The organism is Aminobacter sp. MDW-2 (genome assembly GCF_014250155.1).
Taxonomy (GTDB): Bacteria; Pseudomonadota; Alphaproteobacteria; order Rhizobiales; family Rhizobiaceae; genus Aminobacter; species Aminobacter ciceronei.
On sequence record NZ_CP060197.1, the window covers coordinates 3,040,285 to 3,059,457 of the forward strand.

20 protein-coding genes and 1 other RNA gene are annotated in these 19,173 nt (G+C 63.6%); 13 read left to right on the forward strand and 8 right to left on the reverse strand.

Going from position 1 to position 19,173, the window contains the following annotated elements:
• Positions 1–49 precede the first annotated feature (49 nt).
• Positions 50–529, reverse strand: a complete 480-nt coding sequence (locus H5P29_RS14830; RefSeq protein WP_067960478.1) for a thioesterase family protein — start codon at positions 527–529, stop codon at positions 50–52.
• A gap of 206 nt (positions 530–735) precedes the next feature.
• Here H5P29_RS14830 and H5P29_RS14835 point away from each other — a divergent pair, with 206 nt between their 5' ends.
• The 4 genes from H5P29_RS14835 (at position 736) to H5P29_RS14850 (ending at position 7,654) form a co-directional block, all read left to right on the forward strand.
• Positions 736–2,166, forward strand: coding sequence for an FAD-binding oxidoreductase (locus tag H5P29_RS14835; protein WP_154386668.1), 1,431 nt, complete (start codon positions 736–738; stop codon positions 2,164–2,166).
• A gap of 162 nt (positions 2,167–2,328) precedes the next feature.
• The gene (locus H5P29_RS14840; protein WP_067960483.1) at positions 2,329–2,781 is read left to right on the forward strand and encodes a GNAT family N-acetyltransferase; all 453 of its coding nucleotides are present in this window, start codon (positions 2,329–2,331) and stop codon (positions 2,779–2,781) included.
• 100 nt (positions 2,782–2,881) lie between these two features.
• Positions 2,882–3,406, forward strand: a complete 525-nt coding sequence (locus tag H5P29_RS14845; protein ID WP_067966334.1) for a hypothetical protein — start codon at positions 2,882–2,884, stop codon at positions 3,404–3,406.
• Between the two features lie 303 nt (positions 3,407–3,709).
• Positions 3,710–7,654, forward strand: a complete 3,945-nt coding sequence (locus H5P29_RS14850; protein WP_067960486.1) for an AsmA family protein — start codon at positions 3,710–3,712, stop codon at positions 7,652–7,654.
• On the opposite strand, the gene H5P29_RS14855 is transcribed toward H5P29_RS14850, so the two are convergent.
• From H5P29_RS14855 to H5P29_RS14875, 5 genes are all read right to left on the reverse strand, one after another.
• Positions 7,632–7,808, reverse strand: coding sequence for a BrnA antitoxin family protein (locus H5P29_RS14855; RefSeq protein ID WP_169808380.1), 177 nt, complete (start codon positions 7,806–7,808; stop codon positions 7,632–7,634). The genes H5P29_RS14850 and H5P29_RS14855 overlap by 23 nt on opposite strands.
• Positions 7,805–8,032: a ribbon-helix-helix domain-containing protein gene (locus H5P29_RS14860; protein ID WP_067960490.1), complete on the reverse strand. Its 228-nt coding sequence runs from the start codon at positions 8,030–8,032 to the stop codon at positions 7,805–7,807. Before H5P29_RS14860 ends, H5P29_RS14855 begins: the two co-directional genes overlap by 4 nt.
• Positions 8,029–8,226 (reverse strand): DUF4169 family protein, encoded by a 198-nt coding sequence (locus H5P29_RS14865; RefSeq protein ID WP_154386667.1) that lies wholly within the window; start codon positions 8,224–8,226, stop codon positions 8,029–8,031. The genes H5P29_RS14860 and H5P29_RS14865 overlap by 4 nt, the downstream gene beginning before the upstream one ends.
• A 15-nt stretch (positions 8,227–8,241) precedes the next feature.
• Positions 8,242–8,781 (reverse strand): SspB family protein, encoded by a 540-nt coding sequence (locus H5P29_RS14870; protein WP_067960496.1) that lies wholly within the window; start codon positions 8,779–8,781, stop codon positions 8,242–8,244.
• A 152-nt stretch (positions 8,782–8,933) separates the two neighbouring features.
• Positions 8,934–9,587 (reverse strand): TetR/AcrR family transcriptional regulator, encoded by a 654-nt coding sequence (locus H5P29_RS14875; protein ID WP_154386666.1) that lies wholly within the window; start codon positions 9,585–9,587, stop codon positions 8,934–8,936.
• Between the two features lie 169 nt (positions 9,588–9,756).
• On the opposite strand from H5P29_RS14875, the gene H5P29_RS14880 reads away from it, so the two are divergent.
• On the forward strand, positions 9,757–10,965 hold the full coding sequence (locus H5P29_RS14880) for a multidrug effflux MFS transporter (RefSeq protein WP_067966336.1): 1,209 nt from the start codon (positions 9,757–9,759) through the stop codon (positions 10,963–10,965).
• 170 nt (positions 10,966–11,135) lie between these two features.
• A complete protein-coding gene (locus H5P29_RS14885) occupies positions 11,136–12,281 on the forward strand; it encodes a diguanylate cyclase (protein WP_154386665.1) in 1,146 nt (381 codons plus the stop codon).
• 4 nt (positions 12,282–12,285) lie between these two features.
• On the opposite strand, the gene H5P29_RS14890 is transcribed toward H5P29_RS14885, so the two are convergent.
• Together H5P29_RS14890 and ssrA are read right to left on the reverse strand one after the other, a co-directional pair.
• Complete coding sequence (locus H5P29_RS14890) at positions 12,286–12,837, reverse strand: AAA family ATPase (RefSeq protein WP_154386664.1); 552 nt, start codon at positions 12,835–12,837, stop codon at positions 12,286–12,288.
• 192 nt (positions 12,838–13,029) lie between these two features.
• Positions 13,030–13,391: a transfer-messenger RNA gene (ssrA, locus tag H5P29_RS14895) on the reverse strand.
• A gap of 183 nt (positions 13,392–13,574) precedes the next feature.
• Between ssrA and H5P29_RS14900 the strand changes: the two genes are divergently transcribed.
• The 7 genes from H5P29_RS14900 (at position 13,575) to hflC (ending at position 19,172) form a co-directional block, all read left to right on the forward strand.
• Positions 13,575–13,886 carry a DUF2853 family protein gene (locus tag H5P29_RS14900; RefSeq protein WP_067960504.1) on the forward strand — a complete coding sequence of 104 codons (312 nt, stop codon included), beginning with the start codon at positions 13,575–13,577 and terminating at the stop codon, positions 13,884–13,886.
• Positions 13,887–14,024: 138 nt separating this feature from the next.
• Positions 14,025–14,492 carry a YHS domain-containing (seleno)protein gene (locus H5P29_RS14905; RefSeq protein WP_154386663.1) on the forward strand — a complete coding sequence of 156 codons (468 nt, stop codon included), beginning with the start codon at positions 14,025–14,027 and terminating at the stop codon, positions 14,490–14,492.
• Between the two features lie 102 nt (positions 14,493–14,594).
• Complete coding sequence (locus H5P29_RS14910) at positions 14,595–15,389, forward strand: thymidylate synthase (RefSeq protein ID WP_067960510.1); 795 nt, start codon at positions 14,595–14,597, stop codon at positions 15,387–15,389.
• Between the two features lie 10 nt (positions 15,390–15,399).
• A complete protein-coding gene (locus tag H5P29_RS14915; protein ID WP_246670864.1) occupies positions 15,400–16,419 on the forward strand; it encodes a DUF4424 domain-containing protein in 1,020 nt (339 codons plus the stop codon).
• Between the two features lie 40 nt (positions 16,420–16,459).
• Entirely contained in the window at positions 16,460–16,981 is a 522-nt protein-coding gene (locus H5P29_RS14920; RefSeq protein WP_154386662.1) for a dihydrofolate reductase, read from the forward strand.
• Positions 16,982–17,130: 149 nt separating this feature from the next.
• On the forward strand, positions 17,131–18,234 hold the full coding sequence (gene hflK, locus H5P29_RS14925; protein WP_067960518.1) for an FtsH protease activity modulator HflK: 1,104 nt from the start codon (positions 17,131–17,133) through the stop codon (positions 18,232–18,234).
• The gene (gene hflC / locus H5P29_RS14930; protein ID WP_067960521.1) at positions 18,234–19,172 is read left to right on the forward strand and encodes a protease modulator HflC; all 939 of its coding nucleotides are present in this window, start codon (positions 18,234–18,236) and stop codon (positions 19,170–19,172) included. The genes hflK and hflC overlap by 1 nt, the downstream gene beginning before the upstream one ends.
• Position 19,173 lies beyond the last annotated feature (1 nt).

Sequence of the window (19,173 nt, forward strand, 5' to 3'; positions counted from 1 at the left end):
GGCGCAGGTTATAAACAGGTAAGGTTAATCGCCTGTGGCCTTGAAGCCACTATGCGGGCTTGCGTTTGATGCCGATCGAGCGACCGGCACGCTCGGGCGTCGGCAAGGCGGCATGGGCGGCGCGCATAGCGTCGAGGCTCGCCATGATGTCCTGAGGGAAGGGCGCGACCTTCGGGCCGTTCATGTCGACATGCAGCGACAGCGTCTCTGACGTCGCCGACAGCCAGCCGTCGACATGGTGCAGTTCCTGGTAGACGCGGAAGCGCTTTTCGTCGTGGTCGAGCAGGTGGAAGGTGGCGGTGACCTTGTCGCCAAGATGCAACTCCCTGACGTAACAGACATGGATCTCGGCGGTGTAGGTGGTGAGCTTGCGATCGCGGGCATAGGCCGCGCCCAGCCCAAGCAGGTCGAGCGCTTCTTCACCGCCGCGGTCGAACAGCACGTTGTAATAGGCCATGTTCATGTGGCCGTTGTAGTCGAGCCAGGCTTTCTCGACCTCCATGACGCTCGAGACGAACGGTGCAGGCATGGACGATCCTCTTGACCTTAAAGCGCCGCGCGTCCGTCAGGACGCGCAAAGGACGCTGTTAAACTTAGGTTTGTGCATGATCCTTTCCGATAATCCCGATTTTCGGGGTCATGCACGGTGGTGCTGGACAAACTGTCGGGGCTGGCAGATTACCGCAGCATAAGGCGCCGGCAAGGCGCCAGGCTGTTCCAAACGCGGAGGAAAACATGGCTCTGAGCGACCTGAAGGCGATGGCGCGGAACGAGGAGGGGATCGCGGCTGCGCTGGGCATCCTCAAGCAGCAGTTCGGCGAGCGCTTCCAGACCGGCCAGGCGATCCGCGAGCAGCATGGCCACACCACCACCTATCTGCCCAACCAGGCGCCCGATGGCGTGGTGTTCGCCGAAAGCACAGCCGACGTGCAGGACGTCGTGCGGGTCTGTGCCGCGCATCACGTGCCGGTCATCGCCTTTGGCACCGGCACCTCGCTGGAAGGCCATGTCAACGCTCCGGCGGGCGGCATATCGCTCGACATCTCGCGTATGGACAAGGTGGTGTCGGTCAATGCCGACGATCTCGACTGCACCGTCGAAGCGGGTGTGACGCGTGAGGCGCTGAACAATTATCTGCGCGATACTGGCCTGTTTTTCCCGATCGATCCCGGGGCGAACGCCAGCCTCGGCGGCATGGCGGCGACCCGCGCCTCCGGCACCAACGCGGTGCGCTATGGCACGATGCGCGAGAACGTGCTGTCGCTCAGGGCTGTCATGGCCGATGGCAGCGAGGTCGTGACCTCGCATCGGGCGCGCAAGAGTTCGGCGGGCTACGACCTGACGCGGCTTCTCGTCGGTTCGGAAGGCACGCTCGGCATCATCACCGAGGTGACGCTCAGGCTGCAGGGCATTCCGCAGGCGATCTCGGGCGGGGTCTGCCCGTTCCCGACTGTCGAAGCGGCATGCCAGGCCGTCATCACGACGATCCAGATGGGCATTCCGGTGGCGCGGATCGAGCTGGTCAACGCGCTGCAGATGCGGGCGATGAAGAATTACTCCAAGCTCGACTATCCCGAAAGCCCGTGCCTGTTTCTCGAATTTCACGGTTCCGACGCCAGCGTGGCCGAGCAGGCGGAGAGCTTTGGCGAGATTGCGACGGAGTATGGCGGCGGGCCGTTCCTGTGGACCACTGTCGCCGAGGAGCGGGCGAAATTGTGGAAGGCGCGCCATGATGCCTATTGGGCGTCGCAGACGCTCAGGCCGGGCGCACGCGCCCTGTCGACGGACGCCTGCGTTCCGATCTCCCGCCTTGCCGATTGTATCGCCGAGACAGAGGCCGACATAGCGCGGCTGGGCTTGATCGCACCGATCGTCGGCCATGTCGGTGACGGCAATTTCCACACGCTGGTGCTGATGGATCAGAACGACCCCGCCGACATCGGCAGGGCGGAGGAATTCGTCAAGAGGCTGGCCGAGCGGGCGATCTCGATGGACGGCACCTCGACCGGCGAGCATGGCATAGGCCAGGGCAAGATGGGTCTGATGGAGCGCGAGCACGGCCATGGCGTGCAGGTGATGCGGACGATCAAGGCCGCACTCGACCCGCAGAATATTCTCAATCCCGGCAAGGTGTTACCCGCGGCGGAACAATCGACAGGGCATTGACGTGGCGTGGGCGGTGCTGCTACTGCGGCGCCGTCCAACCAGGAATCTTATGCGTAGAGACTTCCATCGCTGAAGCGTCGGCCCCAGTGCCGATGAGGCCGAAAGGCCAATACAGACGCTTATGCGTCTTTCTCTGATACGCAAAATTCCGAGGATATTCCCATGATACACGCCCATGGCGCGACGATCCGCGCCTATTGCGCCGCCGATCGCGATCGGCTGGCTCACGTCTGGCTCGAGGCTTCGCGCATCGGCCATCCCTTCATGTCCGAGGCTGACCTGCTGGAGCAGCAGGGGCGGGTCCGCGACATCTATCTGCCCCAGGCCGAGAACTGGGTGATCGAACTCGACGGTGAGCCGGCCGGCTTCATCGGCCTGATCGAGGGCTTCATCGGCGGCCTGTTCGTCGATCCCGCAGCCCATGGCCATGGGCTCGGCAAGGCGCTTGTGCTGCATGCCGTGGCGCTGAAGGGCGCGCTCGAGCTGGAAGTCTATGCCGAGAACGAGACGGCGGTCGGCTTCTACCGCAAGCTCGGCTTCGTCGAAACGCTGAGGCGCAACGCCGACGATGACGGGCGGTTGCAGGAGGTGATCCGGATGCGCCGCCCGGCATAGCCGGCTTGACCCCGCTTTGGTTCGGGCGGACAGTCCGGGTTGCCCAGGTCTTGTTGCCTAGGTCTTGGGCAACCGGACTGTGACAGGCGAGGACCAGAAGATGGCTGTTTCCAGGAAGCAGGAAGAACGAGCCCTCAGCGAAGACGAGTGGAAGCTGGTGCAGAACTCGCACCACCCGGTGGTGCAGGATCTCTCGGATGCCGAACTGCGCGACCTGCTGAAGGCGGTGCGCGAACGACGCGACCGGGCGCAGGGCGAAGCCAACCGCAAGCGCCGCGAGATGCGCGGCAAGGCAGCCGCCAAAGGCGCGCAGCCGGCGACCAAGGATCACGGCACCAAGGCAAAGCTCGGCGTGCTGGCGATGAGCATGCGCCGGCTCAACGGCGAACATGAGCGGCGGCAGCAATTGGCGGCGCGCATCGATCTCGTCGAGAACGCGCGCCACGCACTGGCGTTGAGCAAGGAAAAGAAGCCGGCCCGCGCCGCCGATTTCAACACCCGACAGGCGCATCTCGGCATGCGGGCGGTGGATAACGCCAAGGCCAAGAGCCTGGTCAGGCCGATGGAACGTGGGCGCCTGCGCAAGGCAGCGGCAGTAGCCCAGGCCAAGCGCGACTCAAAATAGCGGAGATTCAGGTGGGGCCGGCCTGCAAATGCCGGACACCTGCGCTTCCGGTACTCGCGTACCCGAATGTACGCTCCGTTCCGGTTCTCGGTCTCCACCATTTTCGACTCGGCCTGACCTGAATCTCCGCGTCTTCGTTGGTCCGCTTGCAGGGACGGCGACGAATGCCGTGATGACGCGGCGCGACCGTTTTTCACGGGACAGGTTGCCGGGCGGCGTTGACGTGCTGCAGCGCACAGCCCAACATGCCACCAAATGACCACGCTCCTGCGCTTAGTCGCCTGAAAGATTTGCCCAGAGGCAATGCTCGCACGCCTGTTTGTCATATTCGGTGGACTTTTCGTGCTGGCGCTGTGTGCGGCGCTGGTGGGGCCGTATTTCATCGACTGGTCGGGCTACAAGGCCGATTTCGAGCGCGAGGCCAGCGCAATACTTGGCCGCAAGGTTGCGGTGCAGGGAGAGGTGACGGCGCGCATCCTGCCGTTTCCATCGGTGACCTTCTCGGACGTCACCGTCGGTGGCGGGGCCGGCGGCAACGATGCGATGACCGTCGAGACGTTTTCGATGGATGCGGAGCTCGCGCCGCTGCTGAGCGGCGAGTTCCTGATCTACGACATGCGGCTGGTGCGGCCGAAGGCGATCATCGATGTCGCCGCCGACGGCGTCGTCGATTGGGCGATCCGCCCGTCTGCGCCGTTCGACGCCAAGCAGATCTCGATCGAAAAGCTGACCATCACCGAGGGACAGGTGCGGCTGCGCCGCGCCGCCAGCGGGCGCGACCACCTGTTGTCGGAGATCAACACCGAGGTCTCGGCAAAGTCGCTCGCCGGGCCGTGGCGCGTCGACGGTTCGCTGCGCGTCGACGGGCTGAAAACCCAGCTTTCGGTGTCGACCGGCTCCGTCGATCCGGCTGGACAGATGCGGCTCAGGATACGCGCGACGCCCGATCGCTACGGCGTGGTCATCGAAGGCGACGGCAATGCCTCGATGGACAAGGGCAAGGCCCTCTATGCCGGCGGCTTCACCGTGATCGAGGCGCAGCCTGAGCCCGTGGCCACGGCCGAAGGCGAAAAGCCGAAGGCGCCAGTCAAACCAGTTGAACCCGGCTTTCGGGTAAAGGGCAAGTTCGCGCTCGACCATGCCCGACTGGGCGTGGAGGAGTTCCGCTTCGAAAGCGGGCCACTTGAGGATCCCTATACCGCCGAAGGCACGGGCGAGGTCGATCTCGGCGCCAACCCGCATTTCACCATTACGGCCAATGGCGCCCAGGTGCGTTTCGACGAAGCGGTTGGGGGTGATCAGACCGGCACCGGCTTTTCGGTTTCCGAACGGCTGACGGCGCTTGAAAAGGTACTGGTCGACTTGCCGCGGCCGACGATCCCCGGCACCGTCGACGTCGACCTGCCCGCGGTCGTCGCCGGCGACACCACGGTGCGCGACGTCAAGATGTCGGCGCAGCCGGGCGAAGGCGGCTGGGTGCTGAAGTCGCTGGCTGCGACCTTGCCCGGCCGCACGCGACTCGAGGCCGACGGTTTCCTGCGCACCGAAAACACGCTCGGCTTCGACGGCCAGATGCTCTTGGCCGTGGGTCAGCCCTCGGGCTTCGCCGCCTGGGTCGCCAAGGATGTAGATGAGGCGGTGCGCAAGCTGCCGGCGGCGGGCTTCAAGGCCAAGGTGAGGCTGACCCGCGAGCAGCAGACATTCGATGCCGTCGAGCTGATCCTCGGCAAAGCCAAGTTCACCGGCGAGCTGGACAGCATGCTTCCCGACGATGCCAGGGCGTCGATGACGATGAAGCTCGACGGCGGCGAGCTCGATCTCGACGGGTTGCGCGCCTTTGCCTCGCTGTTCGTGACCGACCAGGGCGCCAACCGCTTCAGCGACGCCGACCTCGATCTCGCGGTGAAGGCCGGGCCGGTGCATTTCGCCGGCCTCAGCGCCGAAACCGTCGATACCGCGCTCAGGCTGCGCGAGGGCGTGCTGGAAATCGACAAGCTGTCGGTCGGCGGACTGGCAGGCGCCTCGCTCAGTGCCACCGGGCGGATCAAGGATTTTCCCAAGGCGCCGACCGGCAATCTCGACGCCTCGGTGATATCAGTCGACCTCGCGCCGCTGGTCGCGCTGGCAGCTAAACAGACGCCCGAGAACCGGCTGCTGAACGAGCTGGCAACCCGTGCTGCGGCCTATCCCGGCCTGCTGGCTGACGCGCGCATCGACTTCGTCGCCAGTGCCGTCGACAATGGCGACAAGACGACGAGCATTGCGCTCAGCGGGCAAGGCGAGGCCGGCGGCTCCGATCTTCTGGCGACGCTGTCGGCGCAGGCGATATCGAGCGCGCTTGCCAGCTCGCAGCTGAAGCTCGAATTCTCCGCCCGCAACGAGGATGCGACCAGCCTGCTGGCGCTGGCCGGCCTGCCGGTGCTGCCGCTCGGCGTGACCGGCCCGGGTGAGCTAGCCATTGCCGCGAAAGGTGCCGTGCAGAATGGCCTCGACGTGACCGCAAGCCTCAAAGGTGACGATTCTTCGGCCGGCTTCACCGGCACGGTGGCGGTGCGCGACGGTATGCCCAGCCTGACGGGCCGGGCGACGCTGCAGGCTGCCGACCTGGAGCCGTGGCTGATGACCTCGGGCGTGAGCCTGCCGGGCATGGGCACCGGCACCGAGGTGGAGCTCGCCGCAGATGCCAGCCTTGCCCAAGGCGTTCTTGCGCTCGACAGGCTCGACGGCACCGTCAACCAGGGTGCGGTGGTCGGCAATCTCAAGGCCGAGCTGAACGAGGGGCTGCCGCATCTCAGCGGTTCGCTGACGCTTGACGAACTGAATCTCCGGCCGTTCGCCGAAATGACCCTGGGCGTCGCGGCGCTGGAAAGCGGCAACGGCGGGTGGCCTACGGCGGCATTCGCGCCGAAACCGATTGCGCCCTTCAGCGCCGACCTCGAAATCATCGCCGGCACACTTTTGGCCGAACCGCTGGCGACCGCCAATGATGCGGTGCTGGCGTTGCAGATCGACAGCCAGGCGCTCAGGCTGTCCAACATCAAGGCCAAGCTGTATGGCGGCGACCTTGGCGGACTTGTCGAACTCAAGAACAACGATGGCACGGCCTTCGTGTCGGGCCAGTTGAAGCTCGACGGCGCCGATGTCGCTGCGGTCCCGGTGGCCAGCGATATCGGCGGCAAGGGCAATTTTTCGGCGACGCTTTCAGGCAGCGGCAAATCGGTCGAGGGCCTTGTCGCCTCGCTGGCCGGGTCGGGCACGGCCGATATTGACGGGCTCGTCCTGCCCGGCTTCAACCCCGACGCGTTTGCCGCGCTGATCGCCAAGGCCGACGCGCTTGGCCGAGATATCAATGCGGCGCGCGTCGCAGAATTCGCGCCTGACCTGGCCGGCGAGGGCAGTTTTGCCGCCGGGAAGGCCGACATCGCGTTTACCGTTGCCGGCGGCATCCTGCGGGCGCCGCCACTGACGTTGAAAAACCCGGCTGCGATGCTGAACGCCGATTTGCGCACCGACCTCAACGCCGGTGTGATCTCGGCCAATGGCTCGATCACATACGCGCCCGGCAAGGAGCAGCTGGTCGGCTCGGAGCCGGCGATGAACTTCCAGATCGACGGCGAGCCGGGTGCGACGGTCAAGCTGTTCGACAGCGCGCCGATGGCGCAGTTCCTGACCCAGCGCGCCCTGGAAAAGGAACAGGCCCGCGTCGAGGCGATGCAGGCGGTGTTGCTGGAAAAGCAGCGGCTACGACGCGAGACGCGGTATTTCGCAGCACTCCAGGCCGAGCGCGAGCGTATCGCCGAAGAGGCGCGGCTTGCCGAGGAGGCCCGGATCCGGGCCGAGGAAGAGGCCAAGGCGAAAGCCGAGGCCGAAAGGCTGAAAGCCGAAGAGGAAGCCAAGGCAAAGGCGGAAGCGGAACGCTTGCGCGCCGAAGAAGAAAAACGCGCCGCGGAAGCCGCCGCGAAGGCCAAAGCCGAGGCGGACAGGGAAACGGCGCGCCAGGAAGCTGAGAAGGCACGCCAGGCAGCGGAAGAAAAGTTGCGGCACGAGGCCGAGCAGAAGGCGAGGCGCGAGGCTGAGGCTGCCAAGCCCAAACCAGCGGCTGAGATCGAGCGGGCGCCGTTGCCGGAAGTCCGGCCAATGGATGCGCCAGTCGACGCCGTGCCGGCGCCACCCGCCGATGCGCCGGTGAAGAAAAAGCTCGAACCGCTCAGTCTCGACGATTTCTTCAAGTCGCTGCAGAGCCAATAGGCAGGCGATGCTGGCCCGATGTGGTGGCGCTGTCGCGCCAGCCCGCCCTCTGCCTTTTCAGAACCTCGTTGATGCCTGTGCTCCAGCCTTTGGCAGTGGCCTTTGACTGGGCAATGACATCGGGATCGAGGCGGATGGAGACGACGCGCCTCAGGTCTGTCTCACGCCGCGCTTGGCTTGCTCCAGCACGAACAGCCTGAGCGCGGAGGAAAGGTTTGCCTCGCGCGGGCGCTGGGTGTCGACTTCGGCGACGAGGGCGGCCAGCGTCATGTCGCGCGCCGCCGATATGGCCAAGAGGTCGTCGTAGAACGGCTTTTCGAGCGAATAGCTGGTGCGGTGGCCGCGGATCGTCACCGAGCGCTTTTCGACCAGGCTCACCGGTCGGATTTCTCTGGATCGCGCTCGCGGCGATGGTCGTCGACGAATTTGTCGGCGCGCTCCGAGGTCAGTTGGTCGCGCTGTTTTTCGGCCTTGGTGCGACCGTGCAGGGCGCGGTTGCGGTCGGCAAGCGTCTCGCGCTCGGCCCGCGCCTTCTGTTTCTTGAACTGGCGAAGATTGACGATGTCGGCCATGCGACCTCGTCCTGGCTACTTCTTGCGGAACGCGTCGAGCGATACGACATCCGCGCCCTTGCCGTGAGCGGGCTCTTCGACGGCTTCCTTCTCAGTCGCGTCGGCTTTCTTTTTGGTCGCAGGCTTGCGCTCGGCAGGCTTGACCACCGCGATCGGCTCCGGCTTGGCGGCAACCTCTTCGGGGGCTGCAGCTGCTTCGGCCTTGACCTCGAATTCGAGTTCGAAGTTGACCGAGGGATCGTAGAAGCCGCGCACGGCAGAGAAGGGGATTTCGAGCTTCTCCGGAACATCCGAGAAGGACAGGCCGACCTCGAAGCCGGTGTCGGTGACCTTGAGGTCCCAATACTGGAACTGGATGACGATCGTCATCTGTTCGGGATAACGTTCATGCAGGCGCGAGGAGATGCGCACGCCCGGCGCGCCGGTCATGAAGGTGATGAAGAAATGGTGGTTGCCCGGCAGGCCGGTGCGCGCGACTTCCGCCAGGACCTTGCGCATGACCCCACGCAGTGCCTCCTGGGCGAGAATGTCGTAGCGGATCTGGTCTTCGGCCATATGTAGATGCGGGTCCGATTGAATCGTCTCCCTACCTGTAATCAAGCTTTTGGCCGGCGTAAACCGGATATAATGCGGTATGGAATGTTTGGGATTCGAGCAGGCGCCACGATGCCTGCCGCAGGTCCGGACGGCCGTCCATTCCCTAGGAATCAGACCGGGCGCGGCTTGCCGTAGGCGCGCAGGAAACAGCGCACGGCATTGCTTGCTGCTGTGCGCAGTTGTTCTTCCGAGACGGTGTCGCCGAAGATCAGCGCCATCTGCAGATCGGCATTGACCAGCGCCAGGAACTGGCGCGCTGCGACATCGGGATCGTCAAGATCGAGCCAGCCTGACAAAGCGAGGCGGGCGAATCGCGCGGCAAGGGCCGCCCAGGTCTTGGCCGGGCCATGTTCACGCCAGCCGGCAAACAATTCGGGATAACGCTCGCCTTCGGTCTGCAGCAGCTTGCGCAGGAATTTGCCGTCGCGGTTGCACATGCAGTTCTGGTTGAGCCGCACGGCGAACTCGACGAGCTCGGCCTCGAGGTCGATCGGCTTGTCGGGGAAGGTGGCCAGAGTTTCGAACACACCAGCGTTGATGCGTTCGGTGATTTCCCGGACTACCGCGACGAGCAGGTTCTCCTTGTCGCCATGGTGGTTGTAGACCGTCTGGCGCGACACGCCGGCCTCGGCGGCGATGAGGTCGATGTTGGCGCCGGCGAAGCCCTCGCGGCAGAAGACGCGTGCAGCGGCGTCGAGGATCGAGAGCCGCTTGGCGGTGTGGCTGCGGCTGACCGCAATGTCAGGAGCGATGGCAGGTGTCATGGAATTTTTATATACAGGTGATTGACGTTTTGGACAAGTCTGTCTAAAAAACTGGACGCAATGGCGAGATGCCGGTTCGGGAGGAGTCGGAATCTCATGTTGCCAAACGTCCTTGGATTACACGTCGCCGTGGCTTCACGGCGGAAACCCGATCCGAAAGAACCACATCATGACACCCCAATTTCTCCGCGTAGCGGTCGTGCTCGGCCTTTTGTCGGCCATCGGCCCGTTCGCCATCGACATGTATCTTCCCGCTCTGCCGACGATCGGCGCCGATCTCAACGCCGGCACCGCCGCCGTGCAGATGAGCCTGCTTGTCTTCTTCCTGGCCATGGGTCTGGCGCAGATCGTCGTCGGCCCGATCTCCGACATGATAGGCCGCAAGGCGCCGCTCTATATCGGCCTGGTGCTGTTTGCCATTGGCGGCCTTGGGGCGGCGCTTGCGCCCAATATCGAATGGTTGATCTTCTTCCGCGTCATCCAGGGCCTGGGTGCCTCTGCCGGCATGGTGGTGCCGCGCGCCATCGTGCGTGACCTGCATACCGGCACCGAAGCGGCGCGGCTCATGTCATTGCTGATGCTGGTGTTTTCGGTGTCGCCTATCCTTGCGCCGCTGACCGGTTCGCTTGTCATCGAAGGCTTTGGCTGGCGCGCCGTATTCTGGGTGGTGACTGCTGCTGCAGTACTTGCCATCGTGCTGTTGTCGACGTCGCTCAAGGAAACGCGCCCCGTCGAGCATCGCGCCGAAAGCTCGGTCGGCAGCGCGCTCAGCGGCTACCGCTTCCTGCTCGGCGACCGCAACTTCCTCGGCCTGACCTTCATCGGCGGCTTCGGCATTGCCAGCTTCTTCGTCTATCTCGCCAATTCGTCCTTCATTCTGATCGACCATTACGGCCTGTCGCCGTCGGTCTACAGCGTGTTCTTCTCGATCAACGCGGTAGCCTTCATCGGCATGTCGCAGCTGACCGGCTTGCTGACCGAGCGCTTCGGCCTGCACCGGGTGGTGCGGGTGGCAGTGGTCGGCTACGCCACGATGATGGTCATTCTGCTGGCGGTGTTTTCCGCAGGCGTCGACCGCCTCGACGTACTGGCCGTGCTTCTGTTCATCGGCTACGGCTTCCTCGGTCTCGTGATCCCGACGACCTCGGTGCTGGCGATGGAAGAGCATGGCGAAATCGCCGGAACGGCATCCGCACTGATGGGCACGCTGCACTTTGCCACCGGCGCCGTCGCCATGGCGGTGGCTGGCCTCTTCTTCGACGGAACGCCGCTGCCGATGGTGTTCGGCATCACCATCTCCGCCGTCGTCGCCTTCGCGCTGGCGCAGGTGACGCTCGGCCGCAGGCGCGAAACGGCCGTCGGCGCGCCAGCGGAGTGAGTTTTGTCGAGGCCGGGCATCCACCCGGCCTCGTTTTACATCATCGTGACGCAGGTCAGGCGCTGTCGCCGTCGCCTCACAAAGCCTCGATATCGTTTGTTTACACTCGGCCGGTAAGTCGTTGCGAAGACACCGGAAGCAGAACCGAGACGTCGAGGCGACAAAAGATCTTGAAATTCATCCCTTCCGTCCTGTTGCTGTTGTTTGCGGCAACGTTCCTGTGCATCTGGCTGCTCGATCGCCGAAACAGGCACTTGCTGCTGTTTGCGCTGGCGTTCCTGACGATCAGTGCCGCAACCGTCGTCCAGTTCGCGCTGTGGCCGGCCGACGTCGGCTACAACACCATTGCGTGCGCGGTGCTTTATTCGGCGGCGCCGCTCTTTCTTGTGCAGGGCGTGCTGATGCGCTCGGGCAAATCGATGGCACGGGCCGAGCAAGCGCTGTGGTTCGGCGGCATCGTCGCCATCCTGACCTTCTTCTATTACGTCCACAACGATCTCGCCGTCCGCGTCTATGCCCTCAATTTCGGCATGGGCGGCATTTTGCTGAGCGGGGCGTGGAAGCTCAGGCATCTCGTGCTCGGCAATGTCGTCGACCGGGGCACGCTGTGGCTGCTGCTGGGCCTGGGGGCGACCTTTGTCGGCCGTACCTTGCTGACGGGCGGTACGGTGCCGAGCCGCGATGTCGATGCCTTCTTCCAGTCCGCCTTCTGGGTCTGGGCGCAGTTTGCCATGTCGGTGCTGGGCGTGGCGATGGGGCTTGCGTTGGTGGTCGTCGCCTGTGCCGACGTCATTCTGGCGCTGAAGGCGGAGCGCGACAGCGATGCTATGACCGGGCTGCTCAACCGCCGCGGCTTGCAGGGCAAGACCCAGCGCCTGTTCGCCAAGGGCGTAGGCAAGCCGTTGAGCATCGTCGCCTGCGACATCGACCGATTCAAGTCGATCAACGACAGCTTCGGCCATGCCGGCGGCGATGTCGTGCTGTCGAGCCTTGCCAGGGTCATCAAGTCGAAACTCAGGGCGGGCGACATCGCGGCACGCACCGGCGGCGAGGAATTCGTCATCGTGTTGAAGGATGCACCGGTGGACGATGCCTTCGGCCTGGTCGAGACGCTGCGCCGGGAGATCGCGAATGTGCGATTTGCCGGCATGCCCGGCGATTTCGCGGTGACATGCAGCTTCGGCATCGCCAAGCTGCATGCCGGAGAGGGCCTCTGGGACGCCATCGGCCGCGCCGACAAAGTGCTCTATGCCGCCAAGCGGGCAGGCCGCAACCGCACCTTCGCCGAAGGGCTGCAACTGCCGCACGCGGCGTGATTCGTCACGCCTGACGGACGTTTTCGAGAATGAAAGCGAGACGGTCTTCGACCGGTGCCGTGGGGACCTCGACAAGATCATAGCCGCAGGCAGCGTAGGTCGCGACCATGCTGGCATGGGTGCGCCGCGCCTCGTCCTCGTCCTGCCTGCGCTCGTTGTCCTGGGTGAAGATCTCGGGCCAGTGCGGCAGGACGAACACCTTGCGGTTGTAGCGAAATTCCCGGGCCGCCTGTTCGATATGGATCGGTACCGGCAGGCCGACGAGCCTGAGATAACCAATGACATCAGGGACGCCCCGATCGAAGAACGCCGGGCCGGGCGTAGCCTCGGCGATGGTATGCGAGCGCATTTCCCATGACAGCATGAGCTCGGCGAACAGCGCGCGGTCATGCCAGGGCAGGGCGGTGCCGGATATTGCGGCCTGGTCGCGGATGATGCTGCGACCGGCTTCGACCGAAGTGGCGTGGCCGGCTGCGGCAAGGCGTTCGATCAAGGTCGTCTTGCCCGATCCGGGGCCGCCGGTGAGCACGAAGAAGCGGTTGGAATTGCGAGGCATGTAGGTCTCCGGATGGAACGGGACCGGCCATGGCAGGCCGACGCTGCGCTGCGGGGGGCGGCCGGAGCGCGTCTCGGGCACCCGTCAGGACGCGCGGCGCACCGGCAAAAAAACAGGCAACGGCAAACCGGCATTGGCCGGCGATGACAATGTCTTGGGAGATTTTGATCTTGGAAGATTTTGGGGGAGAGAAGTGGAGGTTTCTGTTGCCAGGTACCTCCGAACCCCGCCTAGAAGTGCGAACCTCTAGGGCTTAATTTGAAGCTATCGCACTGCATTAAGCAGCGAGACGTGCTTCCGCATAGTTGTCGTTTGCAACTACAAGTTTAGCCCGATAACGGTGGTACAATGCCGGGCAAAAGTCCGATCTTTACACCCTCGTCGATCCTATTTCGCCCCCAGCAAAAATCGTCGTTCGACTGTGCGACGACTTTTGGTGGAGGCGCCGGGTACCGCCCCCGGGTCCGAATGGCTTATTTCATCGGCAGTTTATCGCCATAGTCAGTCAAGCTGACGACCCCAATATAGGGAGGCCGGCTGCAAAATGGAAGGTGGGAACGGCAAGTCCTAACAGCCATTCGCAACAGATTCATGAAGCCACGCGAATACGCAGGGTTGACTCGCGTGATGCGCGAACCGAAGCTTCGGCCCGCTGGGGATGCCCGTGAAGTACCTGAACCGGTCTAAGCCGGGCCCCTGCGGGAGATGAGATCAATTCGTCGACGAGGGGAGTTCACATGACCGACTATCTTGCAGACGTGAAGAAGTACGACGCCGGCGCCAAGGAAGAGGTGGTGACCAAGATCGTCAAGCACCTGGGCATCGCGCTCCGGAACCGCGACTCTTCGCTTGTCTCGTGCACCGACCCCAAGGAACTCGATCGCATAAAAGCCGGCTGGATTGCCAAGAAGCTCGGCGTCGAGGATGCGAAGAAGGCGGACGGCGCGCTGGAAAAGGTCTGCAAGGCGATGTCGGCCGACAACACCAAGAACCGCGTGACGTTCTATTACCTTGTGGCCAAGGAACTGGGCAAACTCGGTTCGCTCTGAGCTGTCTTTCCGGCAAGTCCATCTGCTGGCCAATCATTAGCCTGACCCTGACCGGATCACCTGATTGTGTAGCGAGGCGCGCGGCAGATGGGGCCGCGGGCTGCTATGATAACGGTGGCTTGTCGAGGGAAACCGGCGATGGACAGACGCCGTCTCATTCTGACCGCAATGTTTCTGCCGCTCGCCGTGAGCGGGGCCCTCGGACCGGGCGTCGCGCGAGCGAAACAGGCTATGGTTTACACCGGTAAACCGCCCGGTGTCGGCGCGAGCGGCTATGACGTGGTCGCTTATTTCACCGCCGGCAAGGCGACCAAGGGGTTGCCTGCGCACGTCGCGGTGCATGACGGCATCACCTATCGCTTCGCCAGTGCCGCCAACCGGGGGACGTTCCTGCGGTCTCCGGCTCGATACCTGCCGCAATATGGCGGCTATTGCGCCTATGCCGTCAGCCAGGGTGCAACCGCTTCCTCAGACCCGAATGCCTGGACAGTGGTGGGCGACAAGCTTTACCTCAACTACTCCAAAAGCGTTCGCTCGTTGTGGCGGCAGGATGTCGAGGGCAACATTGCAAAGGCTGAGAGGAACTGGCCTGGCGTGCTGAAATAGGATCGGACGAGCGACCAGCCGCGTGTCCCGGCGTTTGCCGGGGCAGCGGAATGGGCTACGCTTGCGGCCAGCGAATCTCGCCAATCCGACCGGACGTCCTTCATGCGCCAGTATCTCGACCTTCTCAGCCATGTCCTTGAAAACGGCAGCGACCGTGGCGACCGCACCGGCACCGGCACACGCTCGGTCTTCGGCCATCAGATGCGGTTCGACCTGGGGCATGGCTTTCCTGTTGTCACCACCAAGAAGCTGCATCTGAAGTCGATCATCCACGAGCTTTTGTGGTTCCTCGCCGGCGACACCAACATCAAGTATCTCAAGGACAACGGGGTATCGATCTGGGATGAATGGGCCGACGAGAATGGCGATCTCGGCCCGGTCTATGGCAAGCAGTGGCGGTCGTGGCCGACGCGCGACGGCGACGAGATCGACCAGATCGCACTTTTGCTCAAACAGATCCGCAAGAACCCCAATTCGCGCCGGCTGATCGTCTCGGCCTGGAACCCGGAAGAGGTCGATGCCATGGCGCTGCCGCCGTGCCACTGCCTGTTCCAGTTCTATGTTTCCGACGGCAAACTGTCATGCCAACTCTACCAGCGCTCGGCCGACATCTTCCTCGGCGTGCCGTTCAATATCGCGTCCTATGCGCTGCTGACGATGATGGTGGCGCAGGTGACCGGGCTGAAACCGGGCGACTTCGTCCACACGCTGGGTGACGCACACATCTACCACAACCATTTCGACCAGGCGCGCGAGCAACTGACGCGCAGCCCGAAGACGCTGCCGACGATGTGGATCAATCCCGAGGTGAAGGACCTGTTTGCCTTCCGCTTCGAGGATTTCAGACTCGAGAACTACGTCGCCGACGCCACCATCCGCGCGCCGATCGCGGTGTGAGGGCTACCGGATGGCACGCCGTGACGGACTGATCGCCCTGAGCGTTGCCGGCATGTCGGCGATGTCTGCTCTCGCATCCGCCAACGACACGACGGCGCAGCTTGGCGCCGGCGGGTTGATCATCGGTCGCAGCGACCAGATCGCCATGGAAAGCGAGGATCTGTTCATCTCCCCGGAGAAGGTGACGGTCGACTACGTGTTCCGCAACAATTCGGACAAGGATGTCGAGACGCTGGTGGCGTTTCCGATGCCCGACATCGAGGGCAGTCCCTACGCCAATGTCGACATTCCGGTGGATGCGTCCGACAATTTCCTCGGCTTCTCGGTATCGATCGACGGTCAGGAGGTGAAGCCTGAGTTGCAGCATTCGGCTTTTGCCGTGGGGCTGGATATCGGCAAGGAGCTGGACGCCAACGGCGTACCTTATTTTCCGTTCGGCGACGCGACGTTGAAGGCGTTGGAGAAGCTGTCGTCGGAAGTGGCGGCCGACTGGCAAAACCGCGGGCTGATCACACTCAATGAGTATGACGACGGTTCGGGCATGAAGAGCGTGCGCGAGCCTTTGTGGCAGCTGCGCTCGACTTATTGGTGGAGGGCCAGCTTTCCGGCGGGCAAGCCGGTGAAGGTCGCGCACAGCTACAAGCCGAGTGTTGGCGGCACGGCTGGTGTCAGCTTCTACACGGACGGAAAGTTTCAGGGGCAATACGACGACTACAAGCGCAAATACTGCCTCGACGAAAGTTTTGAACGCGCTGTCGAGAAGGCGACCAAGAATTCCGGTGACGGCTTCCCACCCTATACAGAAACCTGGCTGTCCTATGTGCTCACCACGGGCGGCAACTGGGCATTGGGCACGATAGGCAAGTTCAGGCTGACCATCGACAAGGGCGATCCAGCCAACATTGTCAGCTTCTGTGGCGCTGGCGTGAAGAAAGTGGGGTTGACCACCTTCGAGATGACTGCCACCGATTTTTATCCCGAGCGCGATATCGAAATTCTGATCCTGCAGCCCTACGATAGCCCACGATAAGCGACCGGGCGTAGATTCGCCTGGGTGGGAAGGGCGTCCGATGGAAGTTGCGATCTACGTGGCGATAGCCGAAAACGGTGTCATCGGCCGCGACAGCGGCTTGCCGTGGCGGCTGTCGAGCGATCTCAAGCGCTTCAAAGCAGACACGATGGGCAAGCCGATCATCATGGGGCGCAAGACCTGGGAGAGTTTCCCCAAGCGCCCTCTGCCGGGACGGCTGAACATCATCGTTACCCGTGACAAGGCGTTTCGCGCCGAGGGTGCGGAGGTGGTGCATTCGCTGGAAGACGCCATCACGCTTGGCACTGCCAAGGGTCGCTGCATGCCTGGCGTCACCGAAATCTGCGTCATCGGTGGGGGCGAGATCTACCGCCAGGCGCTGCCGCTCGCCGACCGGCTGCATGTTACCCATGTCATGGCGTCTCCCGACGGCGACACGCGCTTTCCCGATATCGATCCGGAGATCTGGGCGGTTACACACGCCGAAGATTTTGCCGCCGGCGAAAAAGACAGCCATGCGACACGCTATACCGTTTACGAAAAGCGCCACGACGTGCATTGATGGTGTGAATTCATACATTTGTAGTGGAATCCGAGGCACTTCAAGGGCATCGCGTTGAAAGCGCTTGCCCGCATCCCTATAGATGGTGTCAGTAATTGTGCGGCCGTCTCAGGCGTGGCTGCCATGGTTTCGTAGTCGAAAGGACATTCATGCCCTGGAACAATCAAAGTGGAGGCGGCGGCGGTGGCCCTTGGGGTGGCGGCGGCGGCAATAATGGCGGCGGCGGCCCCTGGGGGCAGGGACCACGTCCAAGCGGGCCGCAAGGTTCGCCTCCCGATCTCGAGGACATCATTCGCCGGGGCCAGGACAAGCTGAAGCGCGCGCTGCCCGGTGGCGGTGGCTCGACCGGCGTGCTGTTCGGCCTTATCGGCGCTGGCCTTGTCGCTTTCCTGGCGTTTCAGTCGGTCTACACCGTGCAGCCGGATGAACTGGCGGTTGAACTGCGTTTCGGCAAGCCCAAGCAGGAATTGTCGCAGCCCGGCCTGCATTTCCACTGGTGGCCGATCGAGACTGTCGAGAAGGTCAACACGGCTGAAAAGCTGGTCAATATCGGCGAAGTCCGCGGCAGCACGTCTTCCGGCCTGATGCTTTCGGGCGACCAGAACATCGTCGACGTCAAGTTCTCCGTCGCCTACCAGGTTTCGGATCCCCAGGCCTATCTGTTCAAGGTTTCCGAGCCCGACATCATGGTTCGCCAGATTGCCGAGAGCGCGATGCGCGAAGTCGTCGGCCGCCGTCCGGCGCAGGACATCTTCCGCGACGACCGCCAGGGCATTGCCGCTGGCGTGCGCGACATCATCCAGTCGACCCTCGACCAGTATGGCGCCGGCCTTGCCGTCAACGCGATCTCGATCGAGGACGCGGCACCGCCGCGCGAAGTGGCCGACGCGTTCGACGAGGTGCAGCGCGCCGAGCAGGACGAAGACCGCTTCGTCGAGGAATCCAACCAGTACTCGAACCAGAAGCTCGGCCAGGCGCGAGGCGAGGCGGCGCAGATCCGCGAAGACGCCGCCGCCTACAAGAACCGCGTCGTTCAAGAAGCCCAGGGTGAGGCGCAGCGCTTCATCTCGGTCTATGACGAATATGCCAAGGCGCCCGACGTGACCCGCCAGCGCCTCTATCTCGAAACGATGGAAAAGGTGCTTCAGGGCTCGAGCAAGGTGATCGTCGAGCAAGGCAACGGCCAGGGCGTTGTGCCCTATCTGCCGCTGCCTGAATTGCAGAAGCGCGCTCCGGCGGCGGGAGGCAACTAATGTCCAATCGTCTTCCCATCATCGGCGTTCTCGCCGCTATCATCCTGTTCCTGATCTGGTCGTCGATCTTCGTCGTCAACGAACGCCAGCAGGCCATCGTGCTGCGCTTCGGCGAGATCGTCGACGTCAAGACCGAGCCGGGCATCTACTTCAAGGCGCCGTTCTCGATGTTCGAGGCCGACAACGTGCAGGTCATCGAGGACCGCGTGCTGCGCCTCGACCTCGACGACATCCGCGTCCAGGTTTCTGGCGGCAAGTTCTACGACGTCGATGCTTTCATCGCCTATCGCATCAACGACGCCCGCAAGTTCCGCTCGACGGTGTCGGGCAGCGTGGAACTGGCCGAGCAGCGCCTGCGCACCCGCTTCGACGCGGCCCTGCGCCGGGTCTACGGTGTGCGTGGTTTCGAATCCGCGCTCTCGGAAGAGCGCGCGGCGATGATGCGCGAGGTCCGCGACCAGCTGCAGCCTGACGCCACGTCGCTCGGCCTGGAAATCCAGGACGTCCGCATTCGCCGTACGGATCTCACCCAGGAAGTGTCGCAGCAGACCTTCGACCGCATGAAGGCCGAACGTCTGGCCGAGGCCGAAAGGCTGAGGGCCCGCGGCCGGGAAGCTGCGCAGCGCATCCGCGCCCGCGCCGACCGCGAAGTGGTCGAGATCGTCGCCGAGGCGCAGAAGGAATCGGAAATCCTGCGCGGTGAAGGCGAAGCTGAACGCTCGGCGGTGTTTGCCGACGCCTACAACCGCGATCCCGAGTTCTTCGACTTCTACCGGTCGATGAGCGCCTACGGCACGGCCCTGAATGCCGATGGCACGACCATGGTGCTGTCGCCGGAATCGGAGTTCTTCCGCTACTTCCGCGGCCCCGAGGGCGGTGCCGCAAAGGCTGCGCCGGCGCCTGCCGCCGGTGCTGCCGCTCCCGCCGCCAGCAACTAAG

Excerpts from the sequence above, each read along its gene's own strand:
- hflK (WP_067960518.1), top strand. The coding sequence starts at position 17,131 with ATGCCCTGGAACAATCAAAGTGGAGGCGGCGGCGGTGGCCCTTGGGGT.
- H5P29_RS14875 (WP_154386666.1), bottom strand. The coding sequence starts at position 9,587 with ATGACACCTGCCATCGCTCCTGACATTGCGGTCAGCCGCAGCCACACC.
- H5P29_RS14850 (WP_067960486.1), top strand. The coding sequence starts at position 3,710 with ATGCTCGCACGCCTGTTTGTCATATTCGGTGGACTTTTCGTGCTGGCG.
- hflC (WP_067960521.1), top strand. The coding sequence starts at position 18,234 with ATGTCCAATCGTCTTCCCATCATCGGCGTTCTCGCCGCTATCATCCTG.
- H5P29_RS14915 (WP_246670864.1), top strand. The coding sequence starts at position 15,400 with ATGGCACGCCGTGACGGACTGATCGCCCTGAGCGTTGCCGGCATGTCG.
- H5P29_RS14880 (WP_067966336.1), top strand. The coding sequence starts at position 9,757 with ATGACACCCCAATTTCTCCGCGTAGCGGTCGTGCTCGGCCTTTTGTCG.
- H5P29_RS14920 (WP_154386662.1), top strand. The coding sequence starts at position 16,460 with ATGGAAGTTGCGATCTACGTGGCGATAGCCGAAAACGGTGTCATCGGC.
- H5P29_RS14910 (WP_067960510.1), top strand. The coding sequence starts at position 14,595 with ATGCGCCAGTATCTCGACCTTCTCAGCCATGTCCTTGAAAACGGCAGC.
- H5P29_RS14845 (WP_067966334.1), top strand. The coding sequence starts at position 2,882 with ATGGCTGTTTCCAGGAAGCAGGAAGAACGAGCCCTCAGCGAAGACGAG.
- H5P29_RS14840 (WP_067960483.1), top strand. The coding sequence starts at position 2,329 with ATGATACACGCCCATGGCGCGACGATCCGCGCCTATTGCGCCGCCGAT.
- H5P29_RS14890 (WP_154386664.1), bottom strand. The coding sequence starts at position 12,837 with ATGCCTCGCAATTCCAACCGCTTCTTCGTGCTCACCGGCGGCCCCGGA.
- H5P29_RS14870 (WP_067960496.1), bottom strand. The coding sequence starts at position 8,781 with ATGGCCGAAGACCAGATCCGCTACGACATTCTCGCCCAGGAGGCACTG.
- H5P29_RS14835 (WP_154386668.1), top strand. The coding sequence starts at position 736 with ATGGCTCTGAGCGACCTGAAGGCGATGGCGCGGAACGAGGAGGGGATC.
- H5P29_RS14900 (WP_067960504.1), top strand. The coding sequence starts at position 13,575 with ATGACCGACTATCTTGCAGACGTGAAGAAGTACGACGCCGGCGCCAAG.
- H5P29_RS14905 (WP_154386663.1), top strand. The coding sequence starts at position 14,025 with ATGGACAGACGCCGTCTCATTCTGACCGCAATGTTTCTGCCGCTCGCC.
- H5P29_RS14830 (WP_067960478.1), bottom strand. The coding sequence starts at position 529 with ATGCCTGCACCGTTCGTCTCGAGCGTCATGGAGGTCGAGAAAGCCTGG.
- H5P29_RS14865 (WP_154386667.1), bottom strand. The coding sequence starts at position 8,226 with ATGGCCGACATCGTCAATCTTCGCCAGTTCAAGAAACAGAAGGCGCGG.